General features: G+C 62.5%; 25 protein-coding genes. 13 read left to right on the top strand and 12 right to left on the bottom strand.

Annotated elements, in window-relative coordinates; translation table 11 throughout:
• Positions 1–81: 81 nt before the first annotated feature.
• A complete protein-coding gene (locus HU772_RS13095) occupies positions 82–321 on the bottom strand; it encodes a DUF3203 family protein (RefSeq protein WP_186659491.1) in 240 nt (79 codons plus the stop codon).
• Positions 322–573: 252 nt separating this feature from the next.
• Between HU772_RS13095 and HU772_RS13090 the strand changes: the two genes are divergently transcribed.
• A complete protein-coding gene (locus tag HU772_RS13090; protein WP_186659564.1) occupies positions 574–1,095 on the top strand; it encodes an MgtC/SapB family protein in 522 nt (173 codons plus the stop codon).
• A gap of 537 nt (positions 1,096–1,632) precedes the next feature.
• On the opposite strand, the gene HU772_RS13085 is transcribed toward HU772_RS13090, so the two are convergent.
• The 3 genes from HU772_RS13085 to HU772_RS13075 form a co-directional block, all read right to left on the bottom strand.
• Entirely contained in the window at positions 1,633–2,532 is a 900-nt protein-coding gene (locus tag HU772_RS13085; protein ID WP_186659490.1) for a hydroxymethylglutaryl-CoA lyase, read from the bottom strand.
• A 20-nt stretch (positions 2,533–2,552) separates the two neighbouring features.
• Positions 2,553–2,954, bottom strand: a complete 402-nt coding sequence (locus HU772_RS13080; RefSeq protein ID WP_186659489.1) for a MerR family transcriptional regulator — start codon at positions 2,952–2,954, stop codon at positions 2,553–2,555.
• Positions 2,955–3,049: 95 nt separating this feature from the next.
• Complete coding sequence (locus tag HU772_RS13075) at positions 3,050–3,397, bottom strand: hypothetical protein (protein WP_186659488.1); 348 nt, start codon at positions 3,395–3,397, stop codon at positions 3,050–3,052.
• A gap of 162 nt (positions 3,398–3,559) precedes the next feature.
• On the opposite strand from HU772_RS13075, the gene HU772_RS13070 reads away from it, so the two are divergent.
• Entirely contained in the window at positions 3,560–4,381 is an 822-nt protein-coding gene (locus tag HU772_RS13070; protein WP_186659486.1) for a shikimate 5-dehydrogenase, read from the top strand.
• 124 nt (positions 4,382–4,505) lie between these two features.
• Here HU772_RS13070 and HU772_RS13065 read toward each other — a convergent pair whose 3' ends face one another.
• The 3 genes from HU772_RS13065 to HU772_RS13055 all read right to left on the bottom strand — a co-directional run bounded on the left by HU772_RS13065 (position 4,506) and on the right by HU772_RS13055 (position 5,939).
• Positions 4,506–4,748 carry a hypothetical protein gene (locus tag HU772_RS13065; protein ID WP_186659485.1) on the bottom strand — a complete coding sequence of 81 codons (243 nt, stop codon included), beginning with the start codon at positions 4,746–4,748 and terminating at the stop codon, positions 4,506–4,508.
• A gap of 95 nt (positions 4,749–4,843) precedes the next feature.
• Positions 4,844–5,371: a lactoylglutathione lyase gene (gene gloA, locus HU772_RS13060; protein ID WP_186659484.1), complete on the bottom strand. Its 528-nt coding sequence runs from the start codon at positions 5,369–5,371 to the stop codon at positions 4,844–4,846.
• Between the two features lie 208 nt (positions 5,372–5,579).
• Positions 5,580–5,939 (bottom strand): histone-like nucleoid-structuring protein, MvaT/MvaU family, encoded by a 360-nt coding sequence (locus tag HU772_RS13055; RefSeq protein WP_186659483.1) that lies wholly within the window; start codon positions 5,937–5,939, stop codon positions 5,580–5,582.
• Positions 5,940–6,297: 358 nt separating this feature from the next.
• Between HU772_RS13055 and HU772_RS13050 the strand changes: the two genes are divergently transcribed.
• On the top strand, positions 6,298–7,587 hold the full coding sequence (locus HU772_RS13050) for an OprD family porin (protein WP_186659481.1): 1,290 nt from the start codon (positions 6,298–6,300) through the stop codon (positions 7,585–7,587).
• A gap of 155 nt (positions 7,588–7,742) precedes the next feature.
• Positions 7,743–8,492 (top strand): precorrin-6A synthase (deacetylating), encoded by a 750-nt coding sequence (cobF, locus tag HU772_RS13045; RefSeq protein ID WP_186659479.1) that lies wholly within the window; start codon positions 7,743–7,745, stop codon positions 8,490–8,492.
• Positions 8,493–8,503: 11 nt separating this feature from the next.
• Here cobF and HU772_RS13040 read toward each other — a convergent pair whose 3' ends face one another.
• Positions 8,504–9,709 (bottom strand): glycosyltransferase, encoded by a 1,206-nt coding sequence (locus HU772_RS13040; protein WP_186659478.1) that lies wholly within the window; start codon positions 9,707–9,709, stop codon positions 8,504–8,506.
• 46 nt (positions 9,710–9,755) lie between these two features.
• The gene (locus HU772_RS13035; RefSeq protein ID WP_186659476.1) at positions 9,756–10,106 is read right to left on the bottom strand and encodes a response regulator; all 351 of its coding nucleotides are present in this window, start codon (positions 10,104–10,106) and stop codon (positions 9,756–9,758) included.
• Positions 10,107–10,360: 254 nt separating this feature from the next.
• On the opposite strand from HU772_RS13035, the gene HU772_RS13030 reads away from it, so the two are divergent.
• From HU772_RS13030 to HU772_RS13010, 5 genes are read left to right on the top strand one after another with little or no spacing between them, the layout of a single operon-like run.
• Positions 10,361–13,828: a response regulator gene (locus HU772_RS13030; RefSeq protein ID WP_186659474.1), complete on the top strand. Its 3,468-nt coding sequence runs from the start codon at positions 10,361–10,363 to the stop codon at positions 13,826–13,828.
• 4 nt (positions 13,829–13,832) lie between these two features.
• Positions 13,833–14,654: a CheR family methyltransferase gene (locus HU772_RS13025; protein WP_186659472.1), complete on the top strand. Its 822-nt coding sequence runs from the start codon at positions 13,833–13,835 to the stop codon at positions 14,652–14,654.
• Positions 14,651–15,226 carry a chemotaxis protein CheB gene (locus tag HU772_RS13020; RefSeq protein WP_186659470.1) on the top strand — a complete coding sequence of 192 codons (576 nt, stop codon included), beginning with the start codon at positions 14,651–14,653 and terminating at the stop codon, positions 15,224–15,226. Before HU772_RS13025 ends, HU772_RS13020 begins: the two co-directional genes overlap by 4 nt.
• The gene (locus HU772_RS13015; protein ID WP_186659468.1) at positions 15,220–16,446 is read left to right on the top strand and encodes a hybrid sensor histidine kinase/response regulator; all 1,227 of its coding nucleotides are present in this window, start codon (positions 15,220–15,222) and stop codon (positions 16,444–16,446) included. The genes HU772_RS13020 and HU772_RS13015 overlap by 7 nt, the downstream gene beginning before the upstream one ends.
• A gap of 44 nt (positions 16,447–16,490) precedes the next feature.
• The gene (locus tag HU772_RS13010; protein ID WP_009686481.1) at positions 16,491–16,868 is read left to right on the top strand and encodes a response regulator; all 378 of its coding nucleotides are present in this window, start codon (positions 16,491–16,493) and stop codon (positions 16,866–16,868) included.
• 24 nt (positions 16,869–16,892) lie between these two features.
• On the opposite strand, the gene HU772_RS13005 is transcribed toward HU772_RS13010, so the two are convergent.
• A complete protein-coding gene (locus tag HU772_RS13005; protein WP_186659466.1) occupies positions 16,893–17,372 on the bottom strand; it encodes a hypothetical protein in 480 nt (159 codons plus the stop codon).
• 195 nt (positions 17,373–17,567) lie between these two features.
• Here HU772_RS13005 and dgt point away from each other — a divergent pair, with 195 nt between their 5' ends.
• Both dgt and HU772_RS12995 read left to right on the top strand, forming a co-directional pair.
• On the top strand, positions 17,568–19,007 hold the full coding sequence (gene dgt, locus HU772_RS13000; RefSeq protein WP_186659464.1) for a dGTP triphosphohydrolase: 1,440 nt from the start codon (positions 17,568–17,570) through the stop codon (positions 19,005–19,007).
• Positions 19,008–19,009: 2 nt separating this feature from the next.
• Positions 19,010–19,702 (top strand): hypothetical protein, encoded by a 693-nt coding sequence (locus HU772_RS12995; protein ID WP_186659462.1) that lies wholly within the window; start codon positions 19,010–19,012, stop codon positions 19,700–19,702.
• Positions 19,703–19,724: 22 nt separating this feature from the next.
• Here the strand turns inward: HU772_RS12995 and HU772_RS12990 are convergent, their stop codons facing one another.
• Positions 19,725–19,880: a hypothetical protein gene (locus tag HU772_RS12990; RefSeq protein WP_186659460.1), complete on the bottom strand. Its 156-nt coding sequence runs from the start codon at positions 19,878–19,880 to the stop codon at positions 19,725–19,727.
• A 172-nt stretch (positions 19,881–20,052) separates the two neighbouring features.
• Between HU772_RS12990 and HU772_RS12985 the strand changes: the two genes are divergently transcribed.
• Positions 20,053–20,433, top strand: a complete 381-nt coding sequence (locus tag HU772_RS12985; RefSeq protein WP_186659458.1) for a GFA family protein — start codon at positions 20,053–20,055, stop codon at positions 20,431–20,433.
• 168 nt (positions 20,434–20,601) lie between these two features.
• On the top strand, positions 20,602–20,922 hold the full coding sequence (locus tag HU772_RS12980) for a hypothetical protein (protein ID WP_186659457.1): 321 nt from the start codon (positions 20,602–20,604) through the stop codon (positions 20,920–20,922).
• Between the two features lie 128 nt (positions 20,923–21,050).
• Here HU772_RS12980 and HU772_RS12975 read toward each other — a convergent pair whose 3' ends face one another.
• A complete protein-coding gene (locus tag HU772_RS12975) occupies positions 21,051–22,388 on the bottom strand; it encodes an OprD family porin (protein ID WP_186659456.1) in 1,338 nt (445 codons plus the stop codon).
• Between the last annotated feature and the right edge of the window lie 4 nt (positions 22,389–22,392).

Here is a 22,392-nt window from a genome sequence, read left to right as displayed (position 1 = left end):
TGGCCCCCGATCTGTTTTCAGCACAGACTCAGGTATATCGATAAAAACCATATCAGATTCTTGGTGCATGCTTGCCAGGCCTCAGATTACGGAGCCTGGAGCGCTGTTCTTCAGATGCCTGCGGCTATCCACCGCACCTGCGACGGTTAGCGCATCGGCTTCGCTTTCGGTGATGGGAATGCGTTCGCCGGCCAGGATCGCCACCGACATGCGCAGCTGTTCATCGGTGACGATTTCGATCTCGGGGCCGGTGCCTTCCAGGCGGATGTGGTTGCCAATCAGGGTGCAACGGCGGGTGCTGGGGTCAACTTCAACGGGCATGACAAGTACCTCCTGTGTGGCGGTTACAGGAGTGGACAGCGCCGCGGTGGCAGATGCTGCATCGTTGCGCTGGGTGGTGCCGTGGGCACTTGGGGCTTGCTGGAGGGTCATCTGTGTAGGAGATCGCCCAGCCCTTTGGGGCTGCGCTGTCGGACAGGGAGACATTATCCCTGTGGGAGCGGGCGGCACGGTGGCATCATTCACTGCGGCGCCTGGTGGTTCATCCAAGTGTTGCAGGAGGTCGGGATGGAAATGCTACTGCATTCGATAGGGGCGGCGATCCAGGCCGAATTCGCCGATATCACCGATGAAGGTGAAGTGACGCGTGTCCTCGTGCGCCTGTTGATGGCCGCCATCCTGGGCGCGGTGTTGGGCTTCGAGCGCGAGAGCAAGGGCAAGTCGGCTGGGGTGCGCACCCACATGCTGGTATCCATGGGGGCGGCGCTGTTTGTGCTGGCACCCAGCATGGCCGGGGCCGACGAGCAGGCGCTGAGTCGAGTGATCCAGGGTATCGTCGCCGGGATCGGTTTTCTCGGTGCGGGTACTATCCTCAAGGGCAACGGCCAGGACACCAGTCATGTGAAAGGGCTCACCACTGCTGCCGGGCTATGGATGACTGCGGCGATCGGCACCGCCGCCGGCATGGGCCGCGAGGCCACCGCGCTGGTCAGCACCGTGCTGGCGCTGCTGGTGCTGGCAAGCATGCCGCTGCTGGTGGACAAGATGGAGGACGAGCAGGAGGAAAAGCGCGAGGAGGAGGGCAGGAAGCACTGAGGGGAGCCGAAGCTCCCCTCATAAGCGTTGTTGCTTGCTCTTTTCTTATTATTGGAGACGGGCCAGTTATTGTTTTTGTCAGCCTTGCCTCGGTGTTGCGGGGCCCCTAACCGGGGCCAAGAGCAAACGTATTTTTTTGAGCGCTGACCTGCGTTCATCGCACGTGATCCAACCTGGACTGCCGCTACCTTGGAGGTAGTTTTATTGTTCTGTGTCCGGCTGCGGGGCCTGCACCCCTGGAAAGCACGTCGACTCCAAAAAAATCTGCTTGCTACGCCTCTGCCGTGTTGTTGTTGTTATGTCAGAGTCGTTCTCTGTTGTTTTTATTGGGTATCGCGTTTTTTGTTCTTGTTATGCCAGAGATATAGCAGGTGCCGTGCCAACTTTTTAAAATCCTTTAAAAACAACGGCTTAACTATTTTGTAGAAAATCCTGGCACGTGAAATTTTGTCGATTTGTTTCCCTGTTACCCGATTTTTCGCTGGTCGGCGTGTAGGCGGTAACACTCCACCCACACCAGTGTGACAGCCGTATGACTCAGTGCGCGGTCCGTGCGCGCGCCACGCGCGAACCGGTGGTGCGCCCGAGCACCTCGCTGATGCGCAGGCCTGCGGCGATCAGGCGGTCCAGGTCGATTCCGGTGTCGATGCCCAGCCCTTGCATCAGGTACACCACATCTTCGCTGGCGACGTTGCCCGTGGCGCCTTTGGCGTAAGGGCAGCCGCCGAGGCCGGCCACGGAGCTGTCGAACACGCTGATCCCTTCGAGCAGGCTGGCGTAGACGTTGGCCAGGGCCTGGCCGTAGGTATCGTGGAAATGCCCGGCCAGTTGCGCGCGGGGCACCTGTGCCGCGACGATCTCGAACAATCGGCGGGTATCCCCCGCGGTACCGGTGCCTATGGTGTCGCCCAGCGATACTTCGTAGCAGCCCATCTGCTGCAGGGCACGGGCCACTGGTGCGACCTGTTCGGCGCGCACAGTCCCCTCATAGGGGCAGCCAAGCACGCAGGACACATAGCCGCGCACCCGTATGTCATGCTTGCGCGCCGCCTCCATGATCGGCTCGAAGCGCTTCAGGCTCTCGCTGATCGAGCAGTTGATATTGCGTTGGGAGAAGGACTCCGACGCGGCGGCGAACACCGCCACTTCCTTGACCCCGGCGGCGAGGGCGTCGTCGAAACCGCGCAGGTTGGGGGCCAGCGCTGCATAGGTGACACCTTCGCGTTGGCGAATGCCGGCGAACACCTCGCTGGAGCCCGCCATCTGCGGCACCCATTTGGGCGACACGAAACTGCCCACTTCTATATAGGCCAGGCCCGCCTCGCTGAGGTCGTCCACCAGGCGCACCTTGTCGGCGACACTGATGGGCTGGGCTTCGTTCTGCAGGCCGTCGCGCGGGCCGACTTCGACCAGGCGGACTTTCTCGGGCAATGACATGGCGGGCTTCCTGTGACGGATCAACGGTGGTTGTGCGGTGTGTTCAAGGTGGCGGCCAGGGCCTGTTCGCAGCGCTCCTGGGCGGTGTCCAGCTCCAGGTGCATCTGTTGGATATCGAGCATCTGCTGCTCGAGCTGGGCGCGGCGTTCGGCGATCTTGGCGAGCATGCTGTGCAGCTGCTTCTGGTTGCCGCCGCTGGGGTCGTAGAGTTCGATCAGTTCGCGGCATTCGGCCAGCGAGAAACCGATGCGCTTGCCGCGCAGGATCAGCTTGAGGGTGACTTTGTCGCGCGCCGAATAAATGCGCTCCAGGCCCTTGCGCTCAGGGCTGAGCAAGCCTTGCTCCTCGTAGAAGCGGATGGCGCGGGTGGTGATGTCCAGTTCGCGGGACAGGTCGGAGATGCTGTAGGTCTGGCTGCTCATGCGCGGGCTCGGGCAAAGGAATGCCGTTAACCTAATGCCAGCTTGACGTATACGTCAAGCTGGCGGCGGGTCAGGCTCTGCCCCCAGTCCTGTCGCTACCAGCGCGGTGGGCCGTAGTAGACCGGTGGCGGGCCGTAATAGCGACGATACACCGGCGGTGGCGGCGCGGGCACATAGCGCTCGACCACGTAGGGTTGGTAGTACGCCGGCGGCGGTGGCGCCTGGACATACACCGGGGGTGGCGGCGCATAGTAGGCCGGTTGACGCTCAACGTAGACAGTGCGGTCATGCCCGCCGGTCACGGCGGCGCCCACCACGGCACCGACCACGGCCGCGCCGATCACCGGCCCCGGGCCGTACCAGCCGCCACCGTGGGCGGATGCCTGGCCACTGACGGCCAGCGCGCCAACCAGCAAGGCGATACCGGGGAGAAGACGTTTCATGCTGACACCTCGCAAGACAACCCCACGCTTGGGGCCTGACTACTATGACCACAAGTCCGCGCAACTGAGCGCAGGCCAAGGGTAAAGGTTGTGTAAGGGGCGACCGACGGCGGGGTCTGTTACTCTGGCGCAATCGTTTCAGCCAAGACAGCGAGAGCCACGATGAGTATTCCACCCAACCGAGACACAGTCCTGTGCATTTCCCTGGCCGGTCGCCCCGGCACCTTCGGCGTACGATTTCACAACCATCTGTACCAGCAACTGGGCCTGGATTATTACTACAAGGCCATGACCACCGCTGACCTGCCGGCGGCGGTGGCCGGCATCCGCGCCCTGGGTATCCGCGGCTGCGGCGTGTCGATGCCGTACAAGGAAGCCTGCATGGCTCTGGTGGACGAAATCGATCCGTCGGCGGCGGCCATCGAGTCGGTGAACACGCTGGTCAACCGCGATGGCCATCTCAAGGCCTACAACACCGATTATCTGGCGGTACGTCAATTGCTGGCGCAACATCAGGTCGATCCGGCGACCGCCTTCGTCCTGCGTGGCAGTGGTGGCATGGCCAAGGCGGTGGCCAGTGCCTTGCGCGATGCTGGGTTTGCCGATGGCACCATTGTCGCGCGCAACGAGCAGGCCGGGCGTCAGTTGGCGGATGTCTGCGGCTATCGCTGGCTGCCAGAGCTTGGCGATCTGTGCCCGCCGATGCTGATCAATGTCACGCCGATCGGTATGGCCGGCGGGCCCGAGGCGCAGCAGCTGGCTTTCGCCGAGACGGCCATCGCTGCGGCCGAGCGGGTGTTCGACGTGGTGGCAATGCCGGCGCGCACGCCGTTGATCCGCGCCGCCGAAGCACTGGGCAAGCCGGTTATCACTGGGCTGGAGGTGATTGCCCTGCAGGCGCTTGAGCAGTTCGTGTTGTATACCGGCGTGCGGCCCAGCGCTGAGCAGGTGGCGGCTGCTGTGGCGTACGCCCGGGATATTTAGCAAAATTTCCTGCCGCGTCGCTTGCTTCGCGGGCAAGCCCGCTCCCACAGGAAAGTGGTTCCCTGCGCTATAGCGCAGCCCGAAAGGGTTGGGCGACCTCCTGCCGTGATTTGGGGCCTTGCATCTAGAACGTCTTGTGCCCCTGGTCCAACTGCTGGTCGACCAGCGCCCGGCCATGGGCCAGGGAGACATGCTGGGCGTTGTCCAGGTCGGAGAAAAACTTCATCGGCATCGCCATGCGCTTGCTGGTATGGCCCTGTGGATCGGTGATCAGGCAGCCGGCCGCATAGGGCAGGGGAGAGTCGGGGTGAGGCATCACGCTGGCGGTGATGTGGTGGTCGCGGTATTCACAGTGGAGGGATTGCATCGTCCTGTCCTCGCTGTGGCTGGGAAGAACCGTTACTTCCATATACCACAGCGAGGGGCCGGTAGTTCCCGGCCCGACGAGCGTGAAGCGCGGAGTCAGCTTTTGAGATCGGTCGGCTGGATCACTTCGACCCAGTAGCCGTCCGGGTCCTTGACGAAGGCCAGGTGATTCATGCGGCCGTCCTGCAGGCGCTTCTGGAACGGTACCTCCAGTGCTTCGAAGCGCGCGCAGGCCTCACGCACGTCCGGCACCGAAATGCAGATATGGCCGAAGCCGCGTGGGTCGGTGTTGCCGTTGTGGTAGGCGAATGCCGGGTCGTTCTCGGTACCATGGTTGTGGGTCAGTTCGAGCACGCCGGGGATCGACTTCATCCACTGGTGACGTGCGGCATCGTCGGCTGGGATCTGCGTCGGATCGACCAGGGCCAGGAAGTACAGGCTGAATGCGGCCTCGGGGAAATCGCGCTTGTCCACCAGGCGAAAGCCCAATACGCGGGTGTAGAAGTCCAGCGACTTCTCGATGTCCTTGACCCGCAGCATGGTGTGGTTGAAGACGAACTGGGCGGTGGCGGTGTCTGGCTGGGCGGTGACGCCGGGCAGGGTTTGCAGATCGTGCAGGCTCATGGGGTACTCCAGAATCAGGGCCTTTGAACAGACGGGCCATGATACGGCAGTCAGCCGGCAGCGCAAATGAAAGCGCCCCGCACGAGGGCGGGGCGCTGGAATTAGAGGCCCGCATGTGCGGGCGCGTGATGGGGTCGCTAGTCCTTTAGCTGGTTCGATACTGAGCCAGTGCTTGTGAAAAAAGTGTGAAGCGGGTGTCGAGGTTTCATCAGCGCACCCAGGAATCCACCGTCTGCGCGCCGTACTGTTCCTTCCACGCCTTCAATCCACGGTGGTTACCGCCCTTGGTCTCGATCAGCTCGCCGGTGTGTGGGTTCTCGTAGACCTTCACCACCCGTGGCCGGCGCTGCTGCTTGGCGGCGACGGCGGGGGCGCGCTGGGTGGCCTTGGGGTCGAGAATGGCGATGATGTCGCGCAGGCTCTTGTCGTAGCTTTTCATCAGGCCGACTAGTTTCTGCTCGAATTCGATTTCGCGTTTAAGGCCGGCATCCTTTTTCAGCGCCTCCAGTTGTGCCATCTGTTCTTGAAGCGCTTTTTCGGCAGCACGAAACTCTGCAAGTCTGGACACTGTCATCACTCCTGTAAGTCTGCGGTGGCATGACGTGACGAACATCAAACTGGACTAAACGCCGGCCACTCGGGTGGGTATAGCTGTTCGCTGAGTGTCAGTGTAGACATCGCCCGCCAGGGGGTAAACAGCAAACTTTCAATCAATAAGCCGGGAACTTTACCGGCTTTTAGCGCGGTATCCGAACTTTCCCGGCGGGGCATCTGCCTGTGGGCTTAGACCATGGTCCCATGGCGTGCGCTAGAGGCCCTGGGTGAAAATTATGGATGATGGTCGAAGTGTCTTTGCCTGTCCTGTAGTGCCGGCGCATTCGATTGCCCGGATGATTTTTTGCCCTTCTCTTGGATGTTTTGTTCGCATGTTTGCCCCTTTTCCCCTCGCCCCCGGGCGCCGAGTTGCCGGCCTGTTCTTCCTGTGTGTCGGTGTCAACGCCCAGGCTGCCGGTTTTCTTGAAGACAGCAGTGCCAAGATCGAAGCACGCAATGTCTATTTCAACCGGGATTTTCGCGATGGCCACAGCAGTGCCAGCCAAGGCGCGTCGAAGCGCGAAGAATGGGCCCAGGGGCTCATCCTCAATGTACAGTCCGGTTATACCCAGGGGCCGGTAGGTTTTGGCGTCGATGCCCTGGGCATGGTCGGTTTCAAACTGGATTCGAGCCCGGCCGACAGTAACAGTGGCTTGTTGCCGTCCTCCGGCCACGACCCGCGACATTCCGCCGACCAGTACGCCAAGATGGGAATCGCCGGCAAGGTCAAGGTGTCCGAGACCGTATTCAAGTACGGCTCGATGATGCCGGATGTACCGCTGCTCAAATACAACGACGGTCGCCTGTTGCCGACCATGTTCCATGGCGCCTGGCTGACGTCCGAGGAAGTGCGCGACCTTAAGTTCACCCTGGCGCGTCTGAACCAGTACACCGCGCGGGACTCCACCGACCGCCAGGACATTCGTGTCCATTGCAAGAACAAGCGCTACGCCTGCGACATCGAAGCCGACCATTTCGATCTGGCGGGCGTCGATTACCGGTTCAACGAGCGCGTCAGTGCCCAGTACCAGGTCTCGAAGCTGGAGAACATCTACCGCCAGCACTTCCTGGGCCTGGTCGCCAGCCAACCCTTGCAGGTCGGCACCCTGTCGGCTGACCTGCGGGTGATCAAGAGCGACGATATCGGCAATGCCCGTGCCGGCCAGATCGACCACCGCGCGTTCAGCGGCATGCTCGGCTACAGCCTGGGCGGTCACAAGTTCAGCGCTGGCTGGCAGCGCATGTATGGCGACAGCGCCATGCCGTACCTCGATGGCACCAATCCTTACCTGGTCAACTATGCCCAGGTCAACGACTTCGCCGCCGCCCAGGAGCGCTCCTGGCAGTTGCGTTACGATTACGACTTCAAGGCCCTCGGCGTGCCAGGCCTGACCTTCTTCACCCGTTACATCAACGGTGACAACATCAAGGTTCCGGGCAGCAACGCCGAAGGCAAGGAATGGGAACGCGACAGCGAACTCAAGTACCAGGTACAGAGCGGCACCTTCAAGGATGTCAGCGTGCGCCTGCGCAACTCCACCTACCGCAGCAACTACGAGAAGTGGGCGCGTGACATGGATGAGACCCGGGTCATCGTCAGCTACAACTTCTCGATCTTCTAGGCTTTGCACGTAAAGTGCCTGCGCGACGATCATGCTGCGTTGAAAACAGGCTGGCCTGATCGCCGCTCGGCTACTTTGCGTACAACCCCTAGGCCGTCTTTACCTGGGCCGGCGGTCGGTCGACAATGACCACCGGTTCCCAGGCAGGGCAGGTGATGAAAAAACTTCTACTGATTGGCATAGGCCCGGGCGATCCACGCCAGATCACCTACGAGGCGGTAGAGGCGCTGCGCCGTACCACGGTGTTCTTCGTGCTCGACAAGGGCGTGGACAAGGATGACCTGGTGCGCATGCGCCGGGCCATCCTCGAGCGCTACCTGCCCGAGGGCGGCTATCGCCTGGTGCAAGTCGCCGACCCGTGTCGGGATGGCGCGGCCACTGACTATGTCGAGGCCGTGCACGACTGGCACGTGCACCGTGCAGCCTTGTACGCGCGGCTGATCGAACAGGAACTGGCTGGCGATGAGGTCGGCGCGTTCCTGCTGTGGGGCGAGCCAGGCCTTTATGACAGCACACTGCGTATTCTGGACCTGGTCCGAGCGCGCGGCGTGGCGCTGGCGCTGGAGGTGATTCCCGGAATCAGCAGCATCCAGGCCCTGGCGGCCCGCCACCAGATTCCCCTCAATCGCATCGGCGAGCCGTTGACCGTGCTACCGGGCCGGCGCCTGGGCGAACAGCCGCGGATCGATAATGTGCTGGTGATGCTCGACGGGCAATGCGTGTTTGCCGACCTGGATGACCCGCAATTGGTGATCTACTGGGGCGCTTACCTGGGCACGGCGGATGAACTGCTGGTGCAGGGCCGACTGCAGGAAGTCAAAGGGCAAATCCTGGCAATGCGTGAAGCGGCCCGAGCGCGCAAGGGCTGGATCATGGACACCTACTTGCTGCGCCGCGAGCTGTAGGCTTCGACCTCCTACTGGGGCTTGGCGCTGCGCCGCAACATCGCACCCGTGAAGTTGTACAGGCGCTGCTCCTCCAGATGCCCCAGCCCATGCTCGACGCGTTCCACCAGCAACGCATCGCGCTGCTGGCTCAGCCACTGCGCGCACCCCGCCTGGGCCTTGTTCCACTGCGCCTCGTCGCTGTGCAATCGCGCGGCGGCCTCGGCCAGCCCTTCGGCGCTGCTGGCGATAGCCCCAGGCCAGGGCTGCCGGCCCTGCAAACCCTCGGCGCCGATCGGCGTGGTCACGCTGGGGGTGCCGCAGCGCAAGGCATCGAGCAGGCGCCCCTTGAAGCCGGCACCAAAGCGCAAGGGCGCCAGGCACACCCGTGCGTTGCCCATCAGTGTGTCGGCGTCCTCAGCCCAGCCGCGTAAGTGAAAGCCTTCATCTGGAGCGTGCAAGGCCATGGCCCGTGTGGCGGCACCCGCTCCCCACACGTCCAACCGGGCATCGGGCAGGCGCCGACGGAGCATTGGCCACAGGTTGTGCCGCAGCCACAACAGCGCGTCCTGGTTGGCGGCCTGGTCAAAGTTGCCAAGGCTGACGAAGTGTTGTCGCTCGCTGAAGGGGCGCCAGGGTTGCGGGGCGGGAGTTGCCGTGATTGGGCAATGGTGCAGCAGGTAGTCAGGCACGCCAAAGCCGTTGACCAGCAGGTCGAGCTCCGCTTCGCCGGGCAGCAGCGTCAAGTCGCAGCGCCAGATCGCCGCCAGCTCGCGCTGGGTAGTGGCGCTCGGTGCCATCTGGCGGTACAGCGCGGGCCCGGTGGTGGCAAACAGGGCGCGGAAATCGTTAGGGTCCAGGCCCTCGACCAGGCGTCGGCGCAGCAGTTGCTGACGGGCTTCGCGCAGGCTGTGCAAGCCATTGCCGACCAGCATCCGCAAGGCGCCGGGGTAGTGCAGGGCAATCAGGCCGGCGAACTGCTCCTCGACCGCAAAATGGTCGAACAGCACCACATCGGGGGCTTGCGCCAGTGGCGCCAAGGTATTCGCCGCGATGACCTGTTCATTAACGCCCAGGGCTGCGAGGTCTGCCTGGTGCTCGCCAGCCGTCTCGGCTGCGGCGAAGGTCACGTGCCATCCGCGCGCAAGGAAGCCTTGCAGGACTTGCAGCATGTAGTGTCCGGCACTGCCGACGCGCGGGGCGGGGCGGGTGCTGGCGATGACCAGGAGATGAGACATGGCGAAGGGGCCCGAAGCAAAAACGCCTATTTAAACACGGGCACGCTCACGGCGCGCCAAGGATGGCCAGGACCTTGTCGCGCAGTTGGTCGATGCTGAACGGTTTGCCGATCAGGTGCATGCCTGTTGGCACCTCGACGTTCTCGGCATAGCCGCTGGCGAACAGCACCGGCAGCAATGGGCGGACCTCACGGGCCTTGCCCGCCAATTCCTCGCCACGCATGTCGGGCAGGCCGACATCGGTCATCAACAGCGCCAGGGACTGCGCAGGGTCCTCGAGAATCTTCAAGGCAGCGTCGGCGCAGTCCGCCTCGATGGCGGTGTAGCCCAGCTCGTCGAGCACTTCGACTATCAGCATGCGAACGATGTCGTCGTCTTCGACTACCAGAAGGTGCATGGGGCGGATCCTGTTTCGTTGAATGGTCTCTACTCTGTGCCCGCGGCAAGGGCAGAAGTTCCCAAGCTTACCGATGTGAGCAAATAGATGGAACGATTGGCGCGACCGGCCTTCAAATACTGGCTAAATGCCCTGCCAGATTGGCCAAAGCTGGTTAGACTCGCAGTATTTCCCGGTCGGTCTGGCGCAGGGCAGTTCCTACACGACGTAGCCGCCACACTGTTCAATGGACTTTTTCACTCGGGCACCTACCCATGATTCAAGCAGCTTCGATGGACCAGCGCAGCTTTCGCAAGCTGCTCAGCCGTAACGTTGGCCTGCCCCTGGCGGTGGGGCTCCTGGGCGCCGTGGCGTTTGTCGCGGTGATCAACTACCTGCTTTCGGCCATGCAATGGGTGGAGCACACCGACCGGGTCATTGGCAACGCCAACGAAACGGTCAAGTTGTCGATCGACATGGAAACCGGCATGCGCGGTTTCCTGATCACCGGCGATGAGCGCTTTCTCGACCCTTACGAAGTGGCCAAGCCCAGGATCTTCAGCAGCCTCGAAGGCCTGCGCGGGATGGTCGAGGACAACCCCCAGCAGGTCGACCGGGTCGATCGGCTGGTCGCCTTGCAGCGCGCCTGGAACGACTTCGCCAACGAGATGATCAGCCTCAGGCGCGGCAAGGGTGACTTCCAGGTTGCCATCGGCAACGGTCGCGGCAAGCGCATCACCGACGAGATCCGCAAGGAGTTCGACGGTTTCGTCGCCACCGAGCAACAGCTGCGCATGGCCCGCAACGAGAAGGTCAGCAGCGTCACGGTGTTCGCCATCAGTGCCTTCGTGCTGTTCATCGTTGCCCTGAGCGCCTTGCTCGCCTACCTGGGGCGCCGCGATTTGCTGGCGTTGTCGGCCAGCTATGTCGACAACCTGCAGGCCCAGCAGCGCAGTGCCGAGCGCCTGGAGCACCAGGCCTGGCTGCGCACCGGGCAGACCCAACTGGCCGAGCAGGTGCTGGGGCAACTGACCTTGCCGATGCTCGGCGACAATATCCTGCGGTTCTTCGCCGGCTACCTGGGCAGTGTGGTTGGCGCCGTGTATGTGCGTGACGAGCACGGTAGCCTGGTGCGGGTGGCCAGCTACGGCCTGGATGCCGAACAGCAGGCCCAGGAGCAGCGGGTGGGCGAGCATGGCGGCTTGCTGACCCAGGCCCTGCGCCAGGCGCGCCTGCTGCGCCTGGACGAATTGCCCGCGGACTACTACCGCCTGAGTTCGGGCCTGGGCAACGGCCTGCCGCGCAGTGGCGCGCTGATGCCGACCAGCAACGACGGGCAGATCAACGGTGTGCTTGAACTGGGCTTCCTGCGGCCCTTGCACGAACGTGACCTGGAACTGCTGGAGCGGGTCGGCGGCAACCTCGGGATCTCCATCGAGAGCGCGCGTTATCGCCAGCGCCTGCAAGAAGTGCTGGCCGAAACCCAGCAACTCAACGAAGAGCTGCAAGTGCAGCAGGAAGAGCTCAAGACCGCCAACGAGGAGCTGGAAGAGCAGTCACGGGTGCTCAAGGAGTCCCAGGCCCACCTGGAAACCCAGCAGGCGGAACTGGAGCAGACCAACGAGCAACTGGCCGAGCGCACCGAGGCCCTGGATCGCAAGAACAGCGAGCTGAATCAGGCCCAGGTGGAATTGCAGGCCCGCGCCGACGACCTGCAGCGCTCGAGCAAGTACAAGTCCGAATTCCTCGCCAACATGTCCCATGAGCTGCGCACGCCGCTCAATAGTTCGCTGATCCTGGCCAAGCTGCTGGCCGAGAACGGCGAAGGCAATCTCAGCGCCGACCAGGTGAAGTTCGCCGAGTCGATCTATTCGGCCGGCAACGACCTGCTCAACCTGATCAACGACATCCTCGACATTGCCAAGGTCGAGGCCGGCAAGCTCGAGGTGCGCGCCGAAACCACACCGCTGGAGCGCCTGGTCGAGGGCTTGCAGGGCATGTTCCGACCCCTGGCCCAGGACAAAGGGCTGGCGTTCGACGTGCAGCTCGAACAGCCTTTGCCGGCGACGCTGTTCACCGACCGCCAGCGCCTGGAGCAGATCCTCAAGAACCTGCTGTCCAATGCCATCAAGTTCACCGAGCGCGGCCAGGTGAGCCTGCGGATCAGCCATCAGAACGGCATGGGCATCGTCTTCGCCGTGCGCGACACCGGCATCGGCATCGCCGCCGACCAGCAGCAGGCGATCTTCGGCGCCTTTCACCAGGTCGACGGCACCAGCAACCGCCGCTATGGCGGCACCGGCCTGGGGCTGTCGATCTCGCGCGATCTGGCGCACCTGCTCGGTGGGCAGATCAACGTCGACAGCAGCCCGGGGCAGGGCAGCGTGTTCAGCCTGATCCTGCCCGAGCACTTCGAGCCCTCCGCGCAGCAAACCGAAGTGCACAGCCTGCGCCCGGCAGTCGATGAGCTGCCACCGGCGCCTCAGGTCAGCATCCCGGTCAGGACCGAGCGACCGCCCCCGGCATTCGCCGACGATCGCGAGCGGGCGCCGTTTGGCAACCGTTGCATCCTGGTGATCGAGGACGAACCGAATTTCGCCCGGATCCTCTACGACCTGGCCCACGAGCTGGGCTACAGCTGCCTGGTCGCCCACGCGGCCGACGAAGGCTTCGAGCTGGCCGCGCAATACCTGCCCGATGCGATCCTGCTGGATATGCGCCTGCCCGACCACTCCGGGTTGACGGTGTTGCAGCGCCTCAAGGAGCAGGCGAGCACCCGGCATATCCCGGTGCATATCATCTCGGTGGAAGACCGCGTCGAGGCGGCGATGCACATGGGCGCGGTCGGCTACGCGGTCAAGCCCACCAGTCGCGAGGAGCTCAAGGCGGTATTCGGTCGCCTGGAGGCCAAGCTCACGCAGAAGCTCAAGCACATCCTGCTGGTCGAGGACGATGACCTGCAGCGCGACAGCATCGCCCGCCTGATCGGCGACGACGATATCGAGATCACCGCCGTGGCCCTGGCCCAGGACGCCCTGGCGCTGCTGCGCGAGAATATCTACGACTGCATGATCATCGACCTCAAGCTGCCCGACATGCTCGGCAACGAGCTGCTCAAGCGCATGACCGCCGAGGACATCCGCAGCTTCCCGCCGGTGATCGTCTACACCGGCCGCAACCTCACCCGCGAGGAAGAGGCCGACCTGCTCAAGTACTCGCGCTCGATCATCATCAAGGGCGCGCGTTCGCCCGAGCGCCTGCTCGACGAAGTCACGCTGTTCCTGCATAAAGTCGAGTCGCAGTTGTCCAACGAACGCCAGCGCATGCTCAAGACCGCGCGCAGTCGCGACAAGGTGTTCGAAGGGCGCAGGATCCTGCTGGTGGACGACGATGTGCGCAACATCTTCGCCCTGACCAGCGCCCTGGAGCACAAGGGCGCCATCGTCGAGATCGGCCGCAACGGGCGCGAGGCCATCGAGTGCCTGGAAGCCAACGACGATATCGACCTGGTGCTGATGGATGTGATGATGCCGGAAATGGACGGCTACGAGGCTACCCGGCTGATCCGCCAGCAACCGCGCTGGCGCAAGCTGCCGATTATCGCCGTGACCGCCAAGGCGATGAAGGACGACCAGCAGCGTTGCCTGCAGGCCGGCGCCAACGACTACCTGGCCAAGCCGATCGACCTGGACCGTCTGTTCTCGTTGATCCGGGTCTGGCTGCCGCAACTGGAGCGAATCTGAAATCTTGACCAGCGAACGCAATACCGATATCGAGATCCGACTGCTGATCGAGGCGATCTACCTCAAGTACAGCTACGATTTTCGCGATTACTCCGGCGCCTCGATCAAGCGCCGGATCCTCCATGCCTTGCGCCAGTTCGACTGCCGCACGGTGTCGGCCTTGCAGGAGCGGGTGCTGCACGACCCGGGCATGTTCCTCGAGCTGCTGCAGTTCCTGACCATCCCGGTCAGCGAGATGTTCCGCGACCCCGGGCATTTCCTGGCCCTGCGCAACGAAGTGGTGCCGCTGCTGCGCACCTGGCCGTCGCTGAAGATCTGGATCGCCGGCTGCAGCACGGGCGAGGAGGTGTACTCCATGGCCATTCTGCTGCGCGAGGAAGGGTTGCTGGAGCGCACCATCCTCTATGCCACCGACATCAATCCGCATTCCCTGGAAAAAGCCAAGCAGGGCATCTACTCGATGCAGAGCATGCGCGAGTACGCGGAAAACTACCGTAAGGCCGGCGGGCGGCGGGACTTCGCCGAGTACTACACCGCCGCCTATGGCAATGCAATCATGGACTCCAGCCTGCGTGAGAACGTGACCTTCGCCGACCATAGCCTGGCCACCGACAGTGTGTTTTCCGAGACGCAGCTGGTGTCATGCCGCAATGTGCTGATCTATTTCAACAAGGACCTGCAGGACCGCGCCCTGGGCCTGTTCCACGAGTCCCTGTGCCACCGTGGATTCCTGGTGCTGGGCAGCAAGGAGTCGGTGGATTTCTCGGCCTACGGCGAGCGCTTCGAGCCGCTGGTGCGGCCCGAGCGGATCTACCGCAAGGTATGAACGGCGTGCGCGCGATCGTCATTGGCGCCTCGGCGGGCGGCGTTGCCGCGCTGTTCGGCGTGCTCGGCGCGCTGCCGGCGGGTTTCGGCATTCCGGTCGTCTGCGTGCTGCACTTGCCGGATGACCGCCATAGCCAGCTTGCCGAGGTGCTCCAGCGGCGCCTGCGGCGCCCCGTGCGCGAGGCCGCCGACAAGGGGGGTATCGAGCCTGGGCTGATCTATGTGGCGGGGCCTGGTTATCACTTGTCGATCGAGCGGGATTTCAGCTTCTCCCTGAGCCAGGAAGAACCGGTGCATTTCTCGCGCCCCGCGATCGACCTGCTGTTCGCCTCGGCGGCCGATGCCTATGGCGCGGGCCTGCTCGGCATCCTGCTCACCGGCGCCAATGCAGATGGCGCGCAGGGGCTCCTGTATATCAAGAACAGCGGAGGGCGGACCGTGGTCCAGGACCCCCGCGAAGCACAGGTCGCGTTGATGCCGGAGGCCGCCTTGGCCTTGCACGACCCTGACCACATTCTTTCCCTGAGTGGTATCGGGCAGTTGCTCGCTACCCTGGAACCTAGCGAATGCTAAGCCATATCACCGCCAAACTGCTGATCGTCGACGACCTGCCGGAAAACCTGCTGGCCCTCGATGCCCTGATCCAGGGCGAAGACCGCCAGGTGCACCAGGCCCAATCGGCGGAGCAGGCCTTGTCGCTGCTGCTCGAACATGAGTTCGCCCTGGCCATTCTCGACGTGCAGATGCCGGGCATGAATGGCTTCGAGCTGGCCGAACTGATGCGTGGCATGGAAAAGACCCGCAGCATCCCCATTGTTTTCGTCAGCGCCGCCGGGCGCGAAATGAACTACGCCTTCAAGGGGTATGAGAGCGGTGCGGTGGACTTCCTGCACAAGCCGCTGGACACCCTGGCGGTGAAGAGCAAGGTGTCGGTGTTCGTCGACCTGTTCCGCCAACGCAAGGCCCTCGACCGCCAGCTGCAGGCCCTGGAGCGTAGCCGTGCCGAGCAGGAGCAGTTGCTCACGCAGCTGCAGGTGGCCCGCGGCGAGCTGGAGCACGCGGTGCGCATGCGCGACGACTTCATGTCGATCGTCTCCCACGAGGTGCGCACTCCGCTCAATGGCCTGATTCTCGAGGCCCAGCTGCGTCGCCTGCACCTGTCGCGCGGCAACCTGGCCGCGTTCAGCGAAGACAAGCTCAAGGCCATGGTCGAGCGCGACGAGCGCCAGATCAACAGCTTGATCCGCCTGGTCGAAGACATGCTCGATGTGTCACGGATCCGCACCGGCAAGCTGTCGATCCGGCCCCGGACCTTCGATCTTGGGCACCTGGTGCGCGGTCTGGTGGAGAACTTCAGCGCCCAGGCCCAAGCCCTGGACACCTATATCGAACTGCAGCGTTGTGAGGCCGTGCAGGGCGAGTGGGACGAGTTCCGTATCGAGCAAGTGCTGGCCAATCTGCTCTCCAACGCGCTGCGTTATGGCGAGCGCAAGCCGGTGCGAGTGCGGGTGTTCGCGGACGGCGCCATGGCTTGTGTGCAGGTACAGGACCAGGGGATCGGCATCGACGCGCAGAACCAGCAGCGAATCTTCCAGCAGTTCGAGCGCATTGCCGCCCAGCAGGCCAACGGTGGCCTGGGCCTGGGGCTGTATATTTCCGAGCAGATCGTGCTCGCCCATGGTGGGCGCATCGAGGTCGACAGCCAGGCCGGCGCCGGGTCCATCTTCAGCGTCTACCTGCCGCTGCCCGAGGCGGCGCAACATCGCGATCAGATCCAGGCAACCTCTGCGTAAGCCTGGGGTCTGATAGCCAACCTGTTGAATATGAAGGCGTTGTCATGAGTGAAGATGCACAAGATGTGGTGCTGGTGGTCGAGGACGAACCGGCGATCCGCATGATCCTGCGGGACTACCTGGCAGGCGAGGGCTACCACGTGCTGGTGGCCGAGGATGGCGAACAGGCGTTCGCCATCCTCGCCAGCAAGCCGCACCTGGACCTGATGGTCACTGACTTCCGCCTGCCCGGCGGTATCTCGGGCGTGGAGATTGCTGAACCTGCGGTGAAGCTGCGGCCGGACCTCAAGGTGATCTTCATCAGCGGCTATCCGGCGGAGATCCTCGAGTCCGGCAGCCCGATCACGCGCAAGGCGCCGATCCTGGCCAAGCCCTTCGACCTGGACACCTTGCACGAACAGATCCAGGCGCTGCTGCGCTAACAGGGCTGGGCGCGGCTAGCGGGTTCAGGGCGCAGCCTGCTCCAGGGCGCGCAGGTCATCCTCCACCTGCCGCATCCGCTGTTCGGCCAGCGCCTGCACCTTGGGGTCGCTGGCGCTTTCGCGCATGAACCCGGTGAGTTTCTCGCTCAGGCGCCTGCCCTCGTCGGTTTCCCCCAGCGCCTTGGCCTTGGCCGGGTCGTGGGTGGCGGCGACGATGGTGTCGAACTCGGCATCGCTGAAGTGCTGCTCGCTGTAGAGCTTGAACAGGTCCTGGCGTTGATCCTCGACGGTCAGGTGCTTGCGCAGGACTGCGCGAATCTTGTCCTCGGGCACTTGCCGGTGGGTCATGGCCAGCAGCCCGGCCATGCGCTCGATGTTGTGCGTGTAGGCGTCCTGCAGCGGCAGTTCGGCGAGGATCTTTTCCTCGCGGCTCGGTGGCTGGTCGCAAGCGGCGAGGGCGCCTATCAGCAGGGCGGGGAGCAGCAGTTTTGGCAGGCGGGGCATGGGTGGGCCTTGGGTGCGCAGAGGTCATGGAGTTTACTGCAAGCAGGTGGCGAGCGGGTATGGGCGTGTGGTCAAGGCCGCGAGGCAATCCGCTATCCTCGGCGCGCAATATGCTGAAAACACCCGGTCTTCCGCTTTGCGTTTGCCCTGCTAGGCTTGAGCGCTTGTCTGAACCACACATACAAGGACGATGTAATGGCAAAGGTTGCGCAGGATAAGTGGCAGGCGTTGCTCAATACAGGGCGGCGCAAGGCCGATGGCAAGCAAGCGGCAGTCATGGAGGACAAAGATGTCGAGTACCGGACTGCACTGGAGCGGGATCACGACCGGATCCTGTTCTGTACACCTGTCCGGCGCATGGCCGACAAGACGCAAGTCTTTCCCTTGGACCGCAACGACAGCGTCCGCAACCGGTTGACGCACTCCCACGAAGTGTCCAACTTGGCCAGGAGTGTCGGGATTACCCTGGCGAAAGAACTCGAGTCTCTCAGGCCGTTCGACGAGGCGTACCGTGATTTGCCGGCACTACTGGCCGCCGTCGGGCTAGTGCATGATCTGGGTAATCCACCCTTTGGTCACCAAGGGGAAGCAGCCATACAAAGCTGGTTTGCTGATAACTTCCCTGAAGAAAAGGATCACGGGCTAGGGGCATCCTTGTTCGAGGACTTCCTACGATTCGAGGGAAATGCGCAGACGTTTCGTCTGGTCACCAGGCTCCAGCTTCTCAATGACAACTACGGCCTGGACCTGACCTATGCGACCCTGGCAGCCATGATGAAGTATCCGGTGGCCGCCACGGATGTTGATGAGCATGCTGGCGTGGCTTGCAAGAAGCACGGTTTCTTCCGCTCAGAAGAAGGTATTGCGCGTGATGTGCTGAGCAAAGTTGGGTTGACGTCCGGCAAGCGCCACGCATTGGCGTACGTCATGGAGGCCTGTGACGATATCGCCTATGCAGTCTTGGACGCGGAAGATGCAATCAAAAAAGGTCTAGCATCGTTTTACGATCTGATGGCATACCTCAAGCATCGGCATTCGGACGGATTGGTGGGGCGCGTTGTCCAGCAGGGCGAGGCGAAACATAACGAATACCGGGCGGCCAATCTTTCGCCCAGTGAACTGAACGATGTCTCGATGCAACGCTTCCGCGTTTACGCCATTGGCGAAATGATCAACGCGGTGACCAAGGCGTTTATCGAAAATGAGAGCGCATTTGTTTCCGGATGTGAGAAAAAAACGCTGCTGCAGTTGTCCAGCGCTGCTGAGCTGCGCGATGCATTGTGCGATTTCTCCCGGAAATACGCGTTCGTCCACCGGACCGTCCTGGAGGTCGAGCTGCGTGGATACAATACGATCCATCAACTCATGGATATTTTCTGGGCTGCTATTGCCGAAACGGATCCCGACGATCCGCAGCACAAGCTCCCCAAGAACCCCTATAATCGCTATGTGTTTACTCGGATCTCGGAAAACTATCGTCGGGTCTACCAAGCTCCGGCAGACGATGTGAAGGAGCTGCCGCCCAGATATCGGCAGTTTCTGCTGCTGACCGACATGATTTCAGGAATGACCGACACCTACGCGGTCAATTTGCTCGAAGAGCTGAATTCCTTCAAGAAACCAACCCCACGCTAACAATGATCAACACCCGCAAAAAGCTGATCACCTACCTGCGTAAGCGCGACGGCATCAAGCCGTCGCTGCAGGCGACCCTGGTCAACATCCGCTGCAAGCTTCCCGATGTGGTGATCTTCGGTGGGATGGTCAGGGACTTCGGCTTGGGGGTCAGGCACTTCTCATCGGACATTGACATGGTGACCACGGCTTCGGCCGAGCAAATCCGCCATGCGCTTGCCGGCCTCAACCCGGTCATGAACAAGTTTGGTGGGTTCCGGTTCCGCGAGAACGGGCGCCTGTTCGATATCTGGTCACTGCAAGACACGTGGGCAATTCGTGAGGGGCACGCGCAGGCCAAGTACCTGTCTGACCTGTGCAGGACCACATTCTTTAACCTGGATGCCGTCATCTTTGATGTACACGCGCTGAAGGTGCGCGCGCGGCATGGTTATGACGAGGACCTGCAAAGGCGTGTGCTGGATATCAATCTGGAAGCCAACCCCAACCCTCGACAAATGGCCATCCGCGCGGTGCGCATGGCCATCCAGAAGGATCTCCAGCTGGCGCCGGCGCTGGTGGAGTATGTGCTGGAACAGTTGTATGGCACTTCGTTGAACCTGACGTACCAATCCTATGTGCGACAACTGCATGATCACACGGGCCGCACGCCGGAGTCTGCCTTCCGGTTCGAACCGCAATTGAAAATCTGGTGAATCGCTTTACGTGGCGCTCTGTTCAGCCTTGGAACGGATTGCGCAGGCGTACCCAGACGAGGGCGGGCAGCGCCATCAACAACCATTTGAGGTAGCGGTTCACCTCGTAGTATTCGCATGCCGTGCCGATGAGCGTGCACAGCACGACCACCGCCACAAACTGAAATATCCTGTCCATCAAGTGGGTTCCACTACGTCGTTATGTGTTCGGGCGGGCACTCTAGCAGTGCGCCGTGTAGGGCGCAGTTGGTGCGTGCGGTCATGCCATATGGTGTAACACTTTTTACCCTCAGTAATGGCTGCGCCTTTGGCTATCGTGCTGGCTTCAGCAACGGCAGGAGGTGCGCTGCATGACTATGTTTACGGGCGGTTGCCTGTGTGGCCGTATCCGCTTTGTCGCCGAAGGCGAGCCTGATTTCCCCCATACCTGTTCCTGTTGTCAATGCCAGCGGCATTCGGGCGGGTTGACGCTGTGCTGGGTCGAGTTCGCCAAGGCGGCAGTCAGCTGGGTCGGGGAGGATGGCGTGCCTGCGCTGTACCGTTCCTCGCCAGTATCCAGTCGCGCTTTCTGCGTCACCTGTGGCAGTTCCCTCGGTGCCATCGACGATGGACCGACCGTGGCCTTGTTGCTGGGTTGCTTCGACGACAAGGGCGCGCCGGGCCTCAGGCCTGCCTCACATTCATTCGAGGACAGTCGACCCGCCTGGTGGAAAGTCGATGCCTGCGGATGATGCTGTCGAGCCCACAGGACCGCTCTGACGCCTTTCAAGGATGGGTTGCTAAAGAGCTCGTCAGACCATTCCTTCGGTCAAGCCCAGCGGTCAACACCCTGTTCATTTTCACCCTGCGTGCAATCGCCTACCGTCTCCTTCCCTGTCATTTCCAAGGAGCAACTTACGATGCCCGATCTCGCGTTATACAAGGTGAAACTGCTGGACGAATTCGAAGCCCGTGAGGACGAATGGACCTTCGGCCACTTCGAGCGACGCCTGACCGAGGTGAAACCGGCCGCCTACTACCAGGATGCCAAAGGCATCATCATCGCCGCGCACAAGGCCGGAAACTGGCCGAAAACGGTGAAGCGCTACCTACTGACCAACTTCCAGGCGTTCGGCAATGTCAGCAGTGAGTTCAACGAGATTTTCGACCAAGTCCTTGCCAGCCTGACGCCGCAGGAACGGGCTTACTGGCAAATGCCCAAGACGATCGAACCGGCCTGATTGACCTGCAGGAGGTCGCCCAGCCCTTTGCGGCTGCGTTGTCATGCAGGGAACCATTATCCCTGTGGGAGCGCGAACCAGACGACCTGGTGTCTGATGCCGGCCAGGGCGCGCCCTGGCTGTTGAAATCAGAACCCACCCGCCAATGGCCATTCCACCGCCAAGCGAATCTGGTCGCCATCCAGCTCCGCTTGCGCGGTGTTGCCACGATGCACGTTATGCCTCAAGGAAAACGCCACGCCCTTGGCCTTGCCGCTCTGCACCACGTACCGCGCTTCCAGGTCGCGCTCCCAGTGTCGGCCATCCTTGCCATACCCTAGGTAGGCATAGCCGCCTCGCGGGTCCACGTGTGTCCCATCGATGGCGAACCCACGCACATACAGCGCGGTGAAGCTCAGCCCCGGCACGCCATACCCGCTCATGTTCAGGTCGTAGCGTGCCTGCCAGGACTTTTCGTTGGGCGCATTGAAGTCGGACATCTGCACGGCGTTGCCGAGGAAGATGGCACCCCGTGTCACATAGTCGAATGGGCTATCGCCATCCACCTGTTGCCAGCCGAGGCTGAAGGCATGTGGCCCCTGGGCGTAACGGGTGACCAGGCTCCAGGTGGTGTTGTCGATACGTCCCGACAAGGCTTTGCCGGTGTCACGGGTGCGGTACAGGTTGAGGTCGAGGTTGACGCTGCGTCGATCGTCGAGGGCGTGGCTGAGGGTACTGCCGAAATAGTGCTGGTTCCAGCTGTCCTGGTAGCGCGAGGTGTAAAGGCTGGCGCTTATGCCGGTGGTTGGGTTCCATGTGGCACCGGCCAGGCCGAACTGATTGCCCTGGCGGGCATTGGAATAGTTGACCACGAAGCCCTGGTCGTGGCTCGAGGCGTTGCGGTCGGTGCTGGCGGTGAAGTGACCGGCGACCAGTTTGAGCTTGTCGATTTCTTGGCTGGTGAGAAAAAAGCCGGTGGCGGTCTCGGGCAGCAGGCGGCTGTCGGATGAACTGAACACTGGCGTCTTGACCCGTTGCTCGCCATACGCCAGCACGCTGTTCGAGACGCGCAGCTTGAGCGCGGCGCCGCCTCGGCTGTAGGCGCGCTTGGGGTGACCCTCGTTGTCCAGCCCCAGCAGTCGCGCCTTGCCGGCACGGCCACCGCCGCTGTCGAGTTGAGCGCCCAGGTAGGCGTGGGCATCCGCGCCGACGCCGATCGGTCCTTGGGTGAATCCCGAGTTGAACGTGCCCATCACCCCATAGGCCCACTCTTCGGCCTTGCCATTACGCTCGTGGCGCGGCTTGTAGGCATTGCGCGCGCCGCCGTTGCGTCCACCGTGGCGGTAGTCACGCTGGTCGAAGATGCTGCGGTTGAGCAACTGCCAGTTACTGTCGGCAATCAACCCCCTTGACTGCGACTGCGCCGAATCGGCCAGGGCCAGGGGCGTCAGACTCAGCAGGGGCAGGGCCAGGGCGATGGGCTTCAAGGGC

Origin of the sequence: Pseudomonas xantholysinigenes (assembly GCF_014268885.2) — a bacterium.
GTDB classification, from domain to species: Bacteria; Pseudomonadota; Gammaproteobacteria; order Pseudomonadales; family Pseudomonadaceae; genus Aquipseudomonas; species Aquipseudomonas xantholysinigenes.
The sequence above is the reverse complement of the archived record's forward strand: the minus strand, read 5'-3'. Positions and strand labels throughout refer to the sequence as shown.

What these genes read in the sequence shown, in the direction of transcription:
- HU772_RS13020 (WP_186659470.1), top strand. Translation starts at nt 14,651, where the DNA reads ATGAACGGCGTGCGCGCGATCGTCATTGGCGCCTCGGCGGGCGGCGTT.
- HU772_RS13085 (WP_186659490.1), bottom strand. Translation starts at nt 2,532, where the DNA reads ATGTCATTGCCCGAGAAAGTCCGCCTGGTCGAAGTCGGCCCGCGCGAC.
- HU772_RS13065 (WP_186659485.1), bottom strand. Translation starts at nt 4,748, where the DNA reads ATGCAATCCCTCCACTGTGAATACCGCGACCACCACATCACCGCCAGC.
- HU772_RS13035 (WP_186659476.1), bottom strand. Translation starts at nt 10,106, where the DNA reads ATGCACCTTCTGGTAGTCGAAGACGACGACATCGTTCGCATGCTGATA.
- HU772_RS13015 (WP_186659468.1), top strand. Translation starts at nt 15,220, where the DNA reads ATGCTAAGCCATATCACCGCCAAACTGCTGATCGTCGACGACCTGCCG.
- dgt (WP_186659464.1), top strand. Translation starts at nt 17,568, where the DNA reads ATGGCAAAGGTTGCGCAGGATAAGTGGCAGGCGTTGCTCAATACAGGG.
- HU772_RS12985 (WP_186659458.1), top strand. Translation starts at nt 20,053, where the DNA reads ATGACTATGTTTACGGGCGGTTGCCTGTGTGGCCGTATCCGCTTTGTC.
- gloA (WP_186659484.1), bottom strand. Translation starts at nt 5,371, where the DNA reads ATGAGCCTGCACGATCTGCAAACCCTGCCCGGCGTCACCGCCCAGCCA.
- HU772_RS13050 (WP_186659481.1), top strand. Translation starts at nt 6,298, where the DNA reads ATGTTTGCCCCTTTTCCCCTCGCCCCCGGGCGCCGAGTTGCCGGCCTG.
- HU772_RS13075 (WP_186659488.1), bottom strand. Translation starts at nt 3,397, where the DNA reads ATGAAACGTCTTCTCCCCGGTATCGCCTTGCTGGTTGGCGCGCTGGCC.
- HU772_RS13030 (WP_186659474.1), top strand. Translation starts at nt 10,361, where the DNA reads ATGATTCAAGCAGCTTCGATGGACCAGCGCAGCTTTCGCAAGCTGCTC.
- HU772_RS13005 (WP_186659466.1), bottom strand. Translation starts at nt 17,372, where the DNA reads ATGCCCCGCCTGCCAAAACTGCTGCTCCCCGCCCTGCTGATAGGCGCC.
- HU772_RS13090 (WP_186659564.1), top strand. Translation starts at nt 574, where the DNA reads ATGCTACTGCATTCGATAGGGGCGGCGATCCAGGCCGAATTCGCCGAT.
- HU772_RS12980 (WP_186659457.1), top strand. Translation starts at nt 20,602, where the DNA reads ATGCCCGATCTCGCGTTATACAAGGTGAAACTGCTGGACGAATTCGAA.
- HU772_RS12995 (WP_186659462.1), top strand. Translation starts at nt 19,010, where the DNA reads ATGATCAACACCCGCAAAAAGCTGATCACCTACCTGCGTAAGCGCGAC.
- HU772_RS13070 (WP_186659486.1), top strand. Translation starts at nt 3,560, where the DNA reads ATGAGTATTCCACCCAACCGAGACACAGTCCTGTGCATTTCCCTGGCC.
- HU772_RS13040 (WP_186659478.1), bottom strand. Translation starts at nt 9,709, where the DNA reads ATGTCTCATCTCCTGGTCATCGCCAGCACCCGCCCCGCCCCGCGCGTC.
- HU772_RS13095 (WP_186659491.1), bottom strand. Translation starts at nt 321, where the DNA reads ATGCCCGTTGAAGTTGACCCCAGCACCCGCCGTTGCACCCTGATTGGC.
- cobF (WP_186659479.1), top strand. Translation starts at nt 7,743, where the DNA reads ATGAAAAAACTTCTACTGATTGGCATAGGCCCGGGCGATCCACGCCAG.
- HU772_RS12990 (WP_186659460.1), bottom strand. Translation starts at nt 19,880, where the DNA reads ATGGACAGGATATTTCAGTTTGTGGCGGTGGTCGTGCTGTGCACGCTC.
- HU772_RS13080 (WP_186659489.1), bottom strand. Translation starts at nt 2,954, where the DNA reads ATGAGCAGCCAGACCTACAGCATCTCCGACCTGTCCCGCGAACTGGAC.
- HU772_RS13010 (WP_009686481.1), top strand. Translation starts at nt 16,491, where the DNA reads ATGAGTGAAGATGCACAAGATGTGGTGCTGGTGGTCGAGGACGAACCG.